General features: G+C 65.7%; 13 protein-coding genes. 6 read left to right on the top strand and 7 right to left on the bottom strand.

Annotated elements, in window-relative coordinates:
• Positions 1 to 984 (bottom strand): ABC transporter permease, encoded by a 984-nt coding sequence (locus ACTHQS_RS15835; protein ID WP_440170795.1) that lies wholly within the window; start codon positions 982 to 984, stop codon positions 1 to 3.
• 267 nt (positions 985 to 1,251) lie between these two features.
• Complete coding sequence (locus tag ACTHQS_RS15840) at positions 1,252 to 1,863, bottom strand: TetR/AcrR family transcriptional regulator (RefSeq protein ID WP_440170797.1); 612 nt, start codon at positions 1,861 to 1,863, stop codon at positions 1,252 to 1,254.
• A gap of 119 nt (positions 1,864 to 1,982) precedes the next feature.
• Here ACTHQS_RS15840 and ACTHQS_RS15845 point away from each other — a divergent pair, with 119 nt between their 5' ends.
• The 5 genes from ACTHQS_RS15845 (at position 1,983) to ACTHQS_RS15865 (ending at position 5,730) form a co-directional block, all read left to right on the top strand.
• A complete protein-coding gene (locus ACTHQS_RS15845) occupies positions 1,983 to 2,540 on the top strand; it encodes an NAD(P)H-dependent oxidoreductase (RefSeq protein ID WP_440170800.1) in 558 nt (185 codons plus the stop codon).
• Between the two features lie 185 nt (positions 2,541 to 2,725).
• Complete coding sequence (locus tag ACTHQS_RS15850; RefSeq protein ID WP_440170803.1) at positions 2,726 to 3,385, top strand: GerMN domain-containing protein; 660 nt, start codon at positions 2,726 to 2,728, stop codon at positions 3,383 to 3,385.
• Positions 3,386 to 3,455: 70 nt separating this feature from the next.
• Entirely contained in the window at positions 3,456 to 4,748 is a 1,293-nt protein-coding gene (locus ACTHQS_RS15855; RefSeq protein WP_440170805.1) for a PLP-dependent aminotransferase family protein, read from the top strand.
• A gap of 44 nt (positions 4,749 to 4,792) precedes the next feature.
• Positions 4,793 to 5,221: a universal stress protein gene (locus tag ACTHQS_RS15860; protein WP_440170808.1), complete on the top strand. Its 429-nt coding sequence runs from the start codon at positions 4,793 to 4,795 to the stop codon at positions 5,219 to 5,221.
• Between the two features lie 173 nt (positions 5,222 to 5,394).
• Positions 5,395 to 5,730: a hypothetical protein gene (locus tag ACTHQS_RS15865; RefSeq protein ID WP_440170996.1), complete on the top strand. Its 336-nt coding sequence runs from the start codon at positions 5,395 to 5,397 to the stop codon at positions 5,728 to 5,730.
• A gap of 30 nt (positions 5,731 to 5,760) precedes the next feature.
• Here the strand turns inward: ACTHQS_RS15865 and ACTHQS_RS15870 are convergent, their stop codons facing one another.
• The 5 genes from ACTHQS_RS15870 to ACTHQS_RS15890 all read right to left on the bottom strand — a co-directional run bounded on the left by ACTHQS_RS15870 (position 5,761) and on the right by ACTHQS_RS15890 (position 11,350).
• The gene (locus tag ACTHQS_RS15870) at positions 5,761 to 6,378 is read right to left on the bottom strand and encodes a phosphatase PAP2 family protein (RefSeq protein ID WP_440170810.1); all 618 of its coding nucleotides are present in this window, start codon (positions 6,376 to 6,378) and stop codon (positions 5,761 to 5,763) included.
• 3 nt (positions 6,379 to 6,381) lie between these two features.
• Positions 6,382 to 7,863, bottom strand: a complete 1,482-nt coding sequence (locus ACTHQS_RS15875) for a dihydrolipoamide acetyltransferase family protein (protein WP_440170813.1) — start codon at positions 7,861 to 7,863, stop codon at positions 6,382 to 6,384.
• 7 nt (positions 7,864 to 7,870) lie between these two features.
• Positions 7,871 to 8,851, bottom strand: coding sequence for an alpha-ketoacid dehydrogenase subunit beta (locus ACTHQS_RS15880; RefSeq protein WP_440170815.1), 981 nt, complete (start codon positions 8,849 to 8,851; stop codon positions 7,871 to 7,873).
• Entirely contained in the window at positions 8,851 to 10,083 is a 1,233-nt protein-coding gene (gene pdhA, locus ACTHQS_RS15885) for a pyruvate dehydrogenase (acetyl-transferring) E1 component subunit alpha (RefSeq protein ID WP_440170817.1), read from the bottom strand. The genes ACTHQS_RS15880 and pdhA overlap by 1 nt, the downstream gene beginning before the upstream one ends.
• A 148-nt stretch (positions 10,084 to 10,231) precedes the next feature.
• Positions 10,232 to 11,350, bottom strand: a complete 1,119-nt coding sequence (locus tag ACTHQS_RS15890) for a histidinol-phosphate transaminase (protein ID WP_440170819.1) — start codon at positions 11,348 to 11,350, stop codon at positions 10,232 to 10,234.
• 109 nt (positions 11,351 to 11,459) lie between these two features.
• Here ACTHQS_RS15890 and ACTHQS_RS15895 point away from each other — a divergent pair, with 109 nt between their 5' ends.
• A complete protein-coding gene (locus ACTHQS_RS15895) occupies positions 11,460 to 11,885 on the top strand; it encodes a phage holin family protein (protein ID WP_440170821.1) in 426 nt (141 codons plus the stop codon).
• The last annotated feature ends 344 nt before the right edge of the window (positions 11,886 to 12,229 follow it).

A 12,229-nucleotide genomic window follows, 5' to 3' on the forward strand; every position in this document is an offset into this window, starting at 1 on the left:
CTACTGCACCCGCACTCTCGGGTCGACAAGTGTGGTGGCGAAGTCAGCCAGGATGGCGCCCAGGGCGAAGATCACGGAGCCGTAGGCCAGCGTGGCCGTGGCGGCGTTGACGTCCTGCAGCGAGATGGCATCGATACTCCACGACCCCACACCTGGCCAGGCGAAGATCTTTTCGGCGAAGAAGCCGCCGGCGAAGATCGCCGGGATGGTGAAGGCGATGCTCTGGGCCACCGGAATAAAGGAAACGCGCAATGCGTGCCGGGCAATGGCCTGGTTCCGGGTCAGGCCCTTGGCGCGTGCGGTTCGGACGAAGTCGGCGTTCACGTTGTCCAGCAGGTATTGCCGCTGGGCGATCTGGTACGCGCCCCACCCCACCAGCGTGATGGCCACCGTGGGGACTGCATAGTGGGCCAGCATGTCCACGAACTGGGCCCAGCCCGGCGCAATGCCGGGGGTGGAGATGCCGGTGACGAAGAAGATCCGGTCGCCCACTGATTCGTTGACGTTGATGGCTCCCAGCTGCACCAGGAAGTAGGCGATGGGCGCCGGCACGATGTAGGCGAGGTAGCTGTAGGACGTGATGACACGATCCTGGAACTTGTACTGGCGTGCTGCTGAATAGACGCCGAGCGCGACGCCGATGACCAGGGTCAGGATGATGGAAGCCAGGAAGAGCCGGGTGGAGATCCAGACGCGGTCCCCGAACTCGGCGTTGATGTAGGCGCCGTTGGGGCTGCGGCCCCAGTCCCAGCGGGTGACGATGCCCGTGAGCCAGTCAACGTAGCGCTCCCACGGGCTGAGGTCCGGGTCCAGGCCCTTCAGCCGCATTGAGTTGGCCACCTGCTCGGGGGTGGGGCGCGGGATCCGTTCCTGCTCCAGCAGCGCCGGCTTAAGCGAGCTGACAGCCAGGAAGTAGCCGGCGGACGTGGTGAGGAAGATCATCACCACATACGTGATGCCGCGCTTGGCGAGGTACTTGAGCATGGGCGCTGCTGGATCCTTCCGTCTTCCCCGGACGAGCACGGGTTGTGCCGCCTCACCGGGTCCTGCACCAGCGGGTAGCTGGCCTCCCGCAGCCTTGGGGGCAGGTCCTGGTGGACTATGTCGCGGGTCACATTCCAGAGGAAACTATCACAAGCCCCAAGCCGAAAAGCGCGGGAATCCACTGAAACAGGACGCGCCGTATCAGATCGTTATGAATAGTTCTGTGAAGCCCGCTTGACTGGACGCAGGAGTATGCCAGCGCGTAACCTACGCGCCCGTGACAAGGCGTGTCACAAGGTCGCTCCATGAGGTTGCCAGCCGCTCACTCGTGACGCCATGGTCACGGATGAGGTGCAGGAGCCGTTCCGGGTCAAGCGTGGCATTGAGGGATCCGGCCATCAGCCACGGCTCCGGCGAGTCGAATCCGCCTTCGCGCAGCAGTATCTCGACGTGCCGGTCCCAGAGTGCGGCAGCCGGAACTTCGAACCTTCCCCGCGAAGCATTTCCGGCCGCAAGCACCAGGTCCCCGTATTCCACCACGTAGGCGATCCGCTCGGTGCCGAAGGCGATGAGCCGGTCCAGCGGCGGGTCGCCCGGCCCCAGGGGCGGCGGCCCGAACAGGAAGCGGGCCTGGAACGCGGCCTCGGAGTCGTTCAGCAGGGTCAGCATCAAGCCGGCCCGGCTGCCAAAGCGGCGGAAGACGGTGCCCTTCCCCACGCCTGCCTGCTCCGCCAACCGGTCCATGGTGAGAGCCGCGGCCCCGCCCTGCTCGATCAGTTCCCGGGCAGCCCGCAGGAGGCGTTCCCGGTTCCGGGCAGCGTCGCTGCGTTCCGCGGCCGTTACCGGGGTCATTCCCGGCCGCACTGGGATGGAACTCACACAGACAGTGTAGCCACGGGGAATAGAACCGGACCACGGTCCGTTTAGTCTGATGAAGGCTCCAGAGCCTGACGTTTGACCGATTGCGGCCCCCGCCGCTCCCCTAGCCAGGAGTTCCCATGACCAAGAGCACAGTACTTACCCTTGTCGGCAGCCTCCGCGCCGAGTCCACCAACCAGAAGCTGGCGGAAGCCATCCAGCTCAACGCGCCGGAGCAGGTGGACGTGGTGATCCACGAGAGCCTGGGCAACATTCCCTTCTACAACGAGGACATCGACGTCGAGGGCCAGGTCCCTGCCGCTGCCGCAGCCCTGCGCGCCGCAGCCGAAGAGGCCGATACCGTCCTGCTGGTCACCCCCGAACACAACGGCACCGTTCCCGCCGCCCTGAAGAACGCCATCGACTGGCTGTCCCGCCCCTTCGGTGCCGGCGCCCTGGCAGGCAAGCCCACCGCCGTCGTCGGTACCGCGTTTGGCCAGTACGGCGGCGTCTGGGCCCAGGATGAGGCCCGCAAGGCCGCAGGCATCGCCGGTGCGCAGATCCTGGAAGACGTCAAGCTCGCCGTCCCCGGGTCCATGGTCCGCTTCGCTGAAGTCCACCCCAAGGATGACGCCGAGGTTGTCGAGCAGATCAAGGGCGTCTTCGACGCCCTTGCCGCAGCGGCTCCGGCAGCGTAACTACCAACGGCACTGCACTACCAACGGCACAGCGCCCGGCACGCACCCTGCGTGCCGGGCGCTGCTGCGTCCACCCGCCGTCGTAACCAACTCTTGTCCCAACCGGTACCGCGCAGACATCTCCGCCGGGAGGGGCCGCCGTAGCGTTAATCCCCTGGACCTACCCGATCGGATTGCGGTGCCGCATGGCTAAGAGATGGAGCCCGTACGGGCCCGGCGCCCTCGCCGCGGGCTGCGTGGCGCTGCTCCTCTCCGGCTGCAGCTTCCCGGCTCCCGAAGCGACCTCCCCGCCCGCGACGGGAGTCGGTGCCGGATCCAGCGCACCCCCGCTGGCCCTCCTGCCGGCAACGATGCCGGGCACTCCTCCCGCCGGGGAGACGGCAAAGGCAGGCAGGATGACCGACAAACCCCAGGCCTCTCCCGACCCCGACAGCAGCGCCGGGCCCGGCGTTGCTCCGGTGACGGCATACTTCGTGCTGGTGGACGACGGCGGAAGGCACGGCGTCCGTTTCGGCTGCAATGACAGCCTGGTCGGCTCCGTCCGGCCGGGAGGCGCCGGCGACGCCAGGCTCAAGGCGGCGATCACCGCACTGCTGGACGACGGGCAACACCACGGGAACACCTACAACGCGCTTGGCGCATCCCGGCTGACGTTCCTCTCCGGCAGCTTCGACGGCACCACCGTCACCGTCTACCTGTCAGGGACCCTCAACCAGGGCGGAACGTGCGACCTGCCCCGCATCGAGGCCCAACTCACCCAGACCGCCCTCGAAGCAGTTGGTGCCATCAGGGCAGACATCTACATCAACGGCGAAACCCTGGCGGATTACCTCAAGCTGAAGTAGCACCGCGAACGGCCGGACATCAATAAACAGATGTTGCTTTGCAAGCAACAACGGCCTGTATCCTGACTTTGTGACCCACGAAACACTTGACGCTTCGGCCGGAACCCTGCCCGCCGAAGCCATCGATGCCATCGAGCGCGCGGCCGCATCGGCCCACCGCCACGAGGAATTGTTTTCCGAGCGTGCGGCGAATATCCGCCAGTCGGCCGTCCGGGACGTTTTCGATATCTCGATGCGGCCAGGACTGGTTTCCCTGGCAGGAGGAAGCCCGTACCTCCAGTCGCTTCCCCTCGACCGCCTGGCAGGGACGGCAGCGAAAATAATTGCCGAAGATGGACTCACGGCCCTTCAGTACGGCGCCGGGCAGGGAACCCCGGAGCTGCGGGCGCAGATCTGCGACGTCATGGCCGCCGAGGGCATCCTGGATGCCCGGGCGGAGAACGTGGTAATTACCGCCGGCTCCCAGTCAGCGCAGGACGTGGCCACCAAACTCTTCTGCAATCCGGGCGACGTGGTCCTGGTGGAGGACCCCACCTACGTGGGAGCGCTAAACACTTTCGAGGCCTACCAGGTCCAGGTGGAGACCGTGGAAATGGACCAGTACGGCCTGGTCCCGGAGCTGCTGGAGGCGCGGATAGCGGCGCTACAGCTCGCCGGCAAGAGCATTAAGTTCCTCTACACCATCCCCAACTTCAACAACCCTTCCGGCATTACGTTGGCCAAGGAACGCCGGCAGCAGGTAGTAGACATATGCCGCAGGGCGAATATTCTGGTCCTCGAGGACAACCCCTACGGATTGCTGCGCTTCGAAGGTGAACCCTTGCCTCCCCTGCGTGCGGCCAATCCGGACGATGTCATCTACCTCGGCTCCTTTTCCAAGATCTTCGCCCCCGGCCTCCGCATCGGTTGGGCCCTGGTGCCGGAACACCTGCAGCGCCGGTACTACCTCGCCGCAGAATCGGTCACGCTCTGCCCGCCGGCCCTGAACCAGATGCTGGTCTCCGCCTACCTGCGCGACTACGACTGGAAAGGCCAGATCGAAACCTACCGCGGGCTGTACGCCGAACGCTGCCGAGCCATGCTGGCAGCGCTCAAGGAATACATGCCGGCAGGAACCACCTGGACCAGCCCGCAGGGCGGCTTCTTCGTCTGGGTGACCCTGCCCGAAGGCGTTGACACCTACCCGCTGCTGCACAAGGCGATCGATGCCGGCGTCGTGTTTATTCCCGGCGCCGCCTTCACGCCGTCGGACGAGCCGTCCAACAAGCTGCGGCTCGCCTTCAGCGCCGTTCCCCCCGACGCCATCGCCGAGGGGGTGCGCCGATTGGCGCCGGTGCTGCAGGAAGCCATGGCTGCGCTGTAGCGTAAGCCACACGAACGCCGAAAACCGAGCAAAGGAGCATGCATATGGGTGGAATCATCGTTGTAGGGGTTGACGGCAGCGAGACCGCGAAGCGGGCGGCGGAATCGGCCAAAAACCTGGCGGCAGGACTCGGCGCATCGCTGCACGTCGTTTCGGCCTTCGACAGCGACCGGACCGAGGTGTTCGGCAGCGGCAGCGACCGGTGGATCGTGTCCGATGCCGACGCCGCGGAGCAGGTGGCAAGGACGGTGGCGGAGTCGCTGGGCCGCGACGTCACGGTCACGTATTCCGCAGCCCGCGGGCGGCCCGCCGACGCCCTGATCAAGGAAGCAGTCCGGATGGACGCACGCGTCATCGTGGTGGGAAACAGGCGCATGCACGGCATCGGCCGGGTACTTGGCAGCGTGGCCAACAGCGTGGCCCACAACGCCCCGTGCGACGTGTACATCGCCAATACCTACGACGCCGACTAAGGCGGGGTCACTGCCCGGGTAACGCAGGACACCCCCCGTGGTGGCGGAGATCGCTGCGGGGGGTGTCCGTTCTCACCGCCATATCACCGTTTCAGCTGCCGGCGCAACGATAAAATTGGTGGGCCCCCAAAGGCGTGGACACTCACGAATCCACCCCCAGCGAAGGGCTCCCCTTGATCACCATGCAGCGCCGCCAGCTTGTTGGCCACGACATCCTCCTGGCCCGCCACGGCAACCACATCAGCTCCATGCGGGTGGACCGCAGCAACGACAGGGTGGTTGCGCTCCTTGATGACGGCAGCCTGGACAGTGCACCGAACCTCATCACACCGGGGCTCCAGCTCCCCCAGACCGTCCGCAGCGTCCTCCGCGAGGACTGGAAGTTCCTGGGCGCCTGGGCCGGCATGACCGCGCTCATGGGCGGCCTGATGGCAGCCGCCGCGGTTGTCGTGGGAACCACCGCTGATCCGGCCATGCTCGAGGCTTTCACCGCCTACGCCCCTTACTAGGCCGGCTTCCCCCGGGGCCCGACTGGACGTTCAGGCCACCAGCCAGCCCTGCAGCAGCCACCAGATTCCGGCCATGACCAGGCCGCCGAAGAGCGATCCGGCCACCACCTGGGCCAGGGAGTGGGCCCTGAGGACCACCCGGGACCAGCTGACCGCTGGGATCAGGACCAGCAGCGGAGCCCAGGCGGCGCCAAGCATCAGCACGGATACGACGGCGGCACAGGACACGGCTGCTGCGTGGCCGCTCATCTTCCAGAACGGACTGACGGCCGCCAACACCGCCACCCCGCCCACCACTGCCAGGACCATGGCAACGACACTCAGCGGCGCATCCACGGCTTTGAGCACCAGCAGCCCCACAGCGATGCAGCCCAGCGCCATCAGCAGGACTGGCGCCCGCTGCTTCCGGTCGCTCACATGGTGGTCCGTGACCTTCCCCAGCCGGACCAGGACCAGCAGCACAACCAGCGGCAGCACGCACACGAAGAGGGCCGCCAGCGCACCGTAGCCGATGGTCCCCGGGAACCCCGCCTGGGCCAGGGGGCTTATCAACAGCTGCAGGGACACCACCACCGGAGGCTGGAAGACCTCCGTCAGCCACTTGGCCGTGCGGTTCTTTATTCGGATTGAGCCGCTGGTTATTGTCACGGCCTAGTCCAGGAGGAGCGCGGGCTCTTCCAGGATGGCCGCGACGTCGGCCATGAAGCGGGCAGACAGATCACCATCCACCACGCGGTGGTCGAAGGATCCCCCGAGGGTGGTGATCCAACGGGGAATCACCTCGCCGTCCAGGACCCAGGGCTTCTGCTTGATGGTGCCGAAGGCAACGATGGCCACCTCGCCCGGATTGATGATGGGCGTGCCGGTGTCGATGCCCAGGGCGCCGATGTTGGTGACGGTGAGCGTGCCGCCCTGCATCTGGGCCGGCTGCGTCTTCCCGGCCCTGGCCGTGGTGGCCAGGTCATTCAGCGCGAGGGCCAACTCCTTCAGCGACAGGTCCTGTGCGTTTTTGATGTTGGGCACCATGAGGCCGCGCGGAGTGGCCGCGGCAATGCCCAGGTTCATGAAGTGCTTGACCTGGATCTCGGCGCTGCCATCCTCGTTATCCACCCAGGCAGCGTTAACGCTGGGGTTCCTTGCGGCGGCCCAGATGACGGCCTTGGCCAGGATGAGCAGCGGCGACACCTTGATGCCCTCGAAGTCCCGGGAGGCTTTGAGCCGCTTGACGAATTCCATGGTGCGGCTGGCGTCGACATCCACGAAGATGCTGACGTGCGGTGCCGCGAACGCCGATTCCACCATCGCCTTTGCCGTGGCCTTGCGGACGCCCTTGACGGGAATGCTCTCCACCCGCTGTTCCTGCGGCCTCCCGGCCTTGCCCCAGAAGCCGTCCGCCTTGTCCAGTTCGGCGTCGCGCTGCGACTGGTAGCTCACCAGGTCCTCGCGCGTGACCTCGCCGCGGGAACCGGTGGCAACGACGTCAGCGAGGTCGATGCCCAGGTCACGGGCAATCTTGCGGACCGGGGGCTTGGCCAGCACCCGGTTGACCAGGCCCGTGATGGTGCCGCCAAGGGTTGGCCGGGCGTCGACGACGGCAGCTTCGTTCCCGGAAACCTCGCCGGGCGTGCGCGGCTGGACAGGTTCAACTTCGGGGGCGTTGACGGTCACGGCGGCGGACGGTGCGGTCTTCCGGGGCCGGCGCTTGACGGCGTCGGCCTTCGGTCCGGAACCCACCAGGGGAGCGGCGGACGGGGTACCGGCACTCCCCGCGTCCCCCGCATCTGCGGACAGCTTGCCGTAAAGCGGCTGGGCGGGAAATTCAGCGGCGGGAATATCAGTGGCGGAGACGGCCTGGGGCGCGCGGACATCAGCTGGAGTGGGGTCGCCGGCAACTTCGTCGCTGACACTGATAATGGCGGTCCCGACGTCGACAGTCACCCCTTCCGCCACCAGCAGTTCGGTGACGGTCCCGGCAAAGGGGGAGGGCAGTTCCACGATCGACTTTGCCGTTTCGATCTCGCAGATCACGTCATTGATGGCCACGGTGTCGCCCGGCTTAACCTTCCAGGAGACGATTTCCGCCTCGGTAAGGCCCTCGCCGACGTCGGGCAGGTTGAACTTGTTCAGGGTCATGGTGTCCTCAGTAGGAGAGGGCGCGGTCCAGCGCCTCCAGGATGCGGTCGATGTCCGGAAGGTAGTCTTCCTCCACCTTGGCAACGGGGTAGGGCATGTGGAACCCGCCCACGCGGATCACGGGCGCCTCGAGGGAGTGGAACGCCCGCTCGCTGATCCGGGCTGCGATCTCGCCGCCGATTCCGCCGAACGTAGGGGCTTCGTGCGTCACGATCAGCCGGCCCGTCTTTTGGACCGAGGCGGTGACGGTGTCGAAGTCGACCGGGGAGATGGAACGGAGGTCAATGACCTCGACGCTCCTCCCGTCCTCCTCTGCTGCGTTGGCGGCCGCCAGCGCCACGGGCACCAAGGGTCCGTAGGCAACGATGGTGGCATCCGTACCTTCGCGGAGCACGTGGGCTTTGAATGGATCCTCGGACGGCCCGGGCGCATCGACATCAACATCGCCCTTGAGCCAATAACGGCGCTTCGGTTCGAAAACGATCACCGGGTCCTGGCATTCAACGGCCTGCTGGATCATCCAGTAGGCGTCATGGGGATTGGACGGGGTGATGATGCGCAGCCCTGCCGTGTGGGCGAACAGTGCTTCCGGGGATTCGGAGTGGTGTTCAATGGAGCCGATGCCCCCGCCGTACGGAATCCGGATGACCACGGGCACGCTGAGGTTGCCGTTGCTGCGGGAATGGATTTTGGCGAGCTGGGTGGTGATCTGGTTGAAGCCGGGGAAGACGAATCCGTCGAACTGGATCTCGCAGACCGGGCTGTACCCGCGCAGGGCAAGGCCGATGGCGGTGCCGATGATTCCGGACTCGGCCAGCGGGGTGTCCACAACACGGTCCGGGCCGAATTCGCCGATCAGCCCGTCCGTGACCCGGTAGACGCCGCCTAGGGGCCCGATGTCCTCGCCCATCAGCAGCGTTTTGGGGTTGGCGGCCAGGGTGGCGCGAAGCCCCTCGTTGATGGCCTTCGCGATGGTCATGGTGGTCATCAGTGGCCTGCCTTTGCTGCCTGCCCGGCGGACTCTTCATCGCCGGCGAATCCTGCACTGTATTCCTCGAACCACGCCAGTTCCTCGGCCACCAGCGGGTGGGCCTCCCTGTAGACGTTGGCGAAGGCCTGCCGGATATCCGGGTTTTCAAGGTCATGGGCGGTTCGCCGGACGTACGCGGCCAGCTCGTCGCCGTCGGCCTTGACCTTGGCGAAGTAGGCGTCGTCTGCAAGGCCCTCGGCACGCAGGTACTTCTCCAGCCGTGCCAGCGGGTCCTTGGCACGCCATGCGTCTTCCTCCGCCGATAGCCGGTACTTGGTGGGGTCGTCGGCCGTGGTGTGCGCCCCCACCCGGTAGGTGAAGGCTTCGATGAGGACCGGTCCGTTGCCTTGGCGGGCATGCTCCAGCGCCCATTCGGTGACGGCGTGCACGGCGATCACGTCATTCCCGTCCACCCGGATGCCCGGGAACCCGTAGCCCTTGGCGCGGTTGGACAGCGGAACGCGGGTCTGGACGTTGGTGGGCACGGAGATGGCCCAGTGGTTGTTCTGGCAGAAGAACACCACAGGGGCCTTGTAGGAGGAGGCGAACACCATTGATTCATGGACATCGCCTTCCGAGCTGGCGCCGTCACCGAAGTAGGCGATGACTGCGGCGTCCGGCTGCTTGGCCTTTGCATCCGAGGCGGCAGCGAGTTTCTGGTCGCGCTGGATCCCCATTGCGTAGCCCACTGCGTGGAGGGTCTGTGCGGCCAGGACCAGGGTGTACAGGTGGAAGTTGGTGTCCTTGGGGTTCCAGCCCCCATTGGAGACACCGCGGAACTGGCGCAGGAGCTCTGCCAGGTCCACATTCCGGGTAAGGGCCACGCCGTGTTCCCGGTAGGTAGGGAAGATATAGTCCTGCGGCTGGCTGGCCCTGCCGGAACCGATCTGCGCTGCTTCCTGCCCCGTCAACGGTACCCAGAGCGCCAGTTGGCCCTGGCGCTGGAGGGCGGTGGCTTCGACATCGAACCGCCTGATCGCCGCCATGTCGGCGTAGAGGCCGCGGAGGTCTTCCGGGGTGAGCTTGTCCGCGTAGCCACTGAAGACCGGATCAGTACCGAGCTTCCCGTCGGGACCGAGCAGCTGCACCATCTGGGCCGCGGGCTCGCCCATGACGGCTTCAGCATCGGCTTCCCGCTGGTCGTCTACCGCTGTTCCGTCGAACTCGGTGGAAGGCAGATGAGTGCCCATACCGTTCTCCTTGCTTGCCGCATCCGGATGCAATGCAATGTCGCTGGGATATATGCCGCAGGGGGAATACATTCCCGCCACGGCATACATTGGCTTATTGATCCTAACTTTATCTTCGGTAAGTAGCGGGAAGGCTACTTGATAAGTGCTAGGAAGTTGCGGGTGCCTTTGTATAGTCGGCACACAACTGGAGGAACCGGGTGTTGGCCTCGGGTTCGCCGATGCTGACCCTGACGCCCTCTCCTGCGAAGGCCCGGAGGGAAAGGGCGCGGGTTCCCGCCACCTCTGCGAAGGCGGCACTTTCAGCACCAAGGGCAAGCCAAACGAAGTTGCCTTGGGCATCGGGGACGGCCCAACCGAGGTCCTTGAGCCCGGCCAGTACCCGCGACCGCTCATCCACAAGCCTTTGTACCCTTTCCACAACCTGGGCGTAGTTCTCAAGGGAAACAATTGCTGCCCTTTCGGCTATCTGGGATACGGCGAAAGGGGTTGCGGCGACCCGCAGGTACTGGGTCAATTCGGGGTGGGAAACACTGTAGCCAATGCGGAGCCCGGCCAGGCCGTGCGCTTTGGAGAAGGTCCGGAGCACCACTACGTTCGGGTATTTCCGGTAGAGGTCGATCCCGTCCACGGCGTCCTCCGCCCTGACGAACTCCTGGTAGGCCTCATCGATGACCACCACCACGTCTGCCGGCACGGACCGGATAAAGGCCTCGGTTTCGGCAGCACTAAGGGCCGGCCCGGTGGGGTTGTTGGGCGTGCAGAGCAGGATGACCTTGGTGCGGGCGCTCACGGCGGCCGCCATGGCATCGAGGTCATGCCGCCCGTCTGCGGTGACCGGGATGCGCACGCTTTCGGCGCCTGCAAGGCCCACGCTGATGGGGTACGCCTCAAAGGACCGCCACGCATAGATGACCTCGTCCGCTTTGCCGTCCTCGTTCTGGCCGGCAAAAGCGGCCAGGATCTGGTTCAGGGCGCCCAGGCTTCCGGCTCCTGTGACGATGTCGTCCGCCGGCACGCCCAGGAAGTCCGCGAGCGCCGCGCGGAGCTTGCTGCTGAGGGGGTCCGGGTACCGGTTGATGTCTGTCTGGCCGGCGATGGCCTCCAGCACGGCGGGGATGGGCGGCAGCGGGTTTTCGTTAGAGGACAGCTTGTAGCTGGCAAGACCGCTGACGGCGGCCGGCGGCTTACCTGCCGTATAGCGGGGCAGCCGGTCCAGCACCGGGCGCGGTGCCGGACCGCCCGCCCTGGTATCAGATGAAGTCATGGCTCCTAGCCTACGTCCAAGCCCCCGGCGCGAATCCGGGGAGCGAACCGCGGAAAAATCAGGGCACGCCGCCGTCCGCCCACAAGGGACGGTATGCAAGCATGGTGCCATGGCTTCATTCTTCCTTCGGGTCATCGTCAATGCCGCAGCCCTTTGGGTGGCCAGCTGGCTCCTGCCGGGGATGGACATCTCCAGCACGGCGGCATCTGATGCGGTAGCCAGGACTGGCATTTCGCAGGACACCGGGACCATCGGGATTGTCCTGGCCTACTTGTTCATCGGCCTCATCTTCGGTGTGGTCAACGCGTTCGTGCGGCCGTTGGTCCGGCTCCTCGCACTTCCCATCACCATCCTGACGCTTGGCCTGTTCGCCATCGTCATCAATGCCGCCATGCTTTATCTGACCGCCTGGATCAGTAGTTACACCCCGGTACACCTCACCATCGATTCGTTCTTCTGGACTGCACTCCTTGCCGCGATCATCATCTCCCTGGTGTCGCTGGTGGCGGGTTTGCTGCCCGGCGGCAGGCGCTGACTCCCGGGCGCATCGCCCCCTCTTTCGACGAGTCCCTCCCCGGGGAAACCTGCCCACCTAAGTAGGAGGACGGCGGAGAACAGGTACCCATTAGGTGCCATTCCGGGGAACAGCAGCAAAAACTTCAGTACCCGCCACCCATGACCCCGGCTGGACCATCCGCCTAGGCTGCAAACCGGGCCGCGAAAGGCCCGTTGCTGCCAGTTCCGGGAAGACGGGGACCCAATGAAGCCCATAAGATCGCTCGTCGCTGCCTGCCTGCTCCTAACGTTGCAGGCAGGCCCCGCGCACGCCGAAACAGAGCCGGGGCCAGAGGGCGCCGCCACGCTGGGCAATGACATCTC

It is taken from the genome of Arthrobacter sp. SAFR-044, assembly GCF_051965175.1.
Lineage (GTDB): Bacteria > Actinomycetota > Actinomycetes > Actinomycetales > Micrococcaceae > Arthrobacter.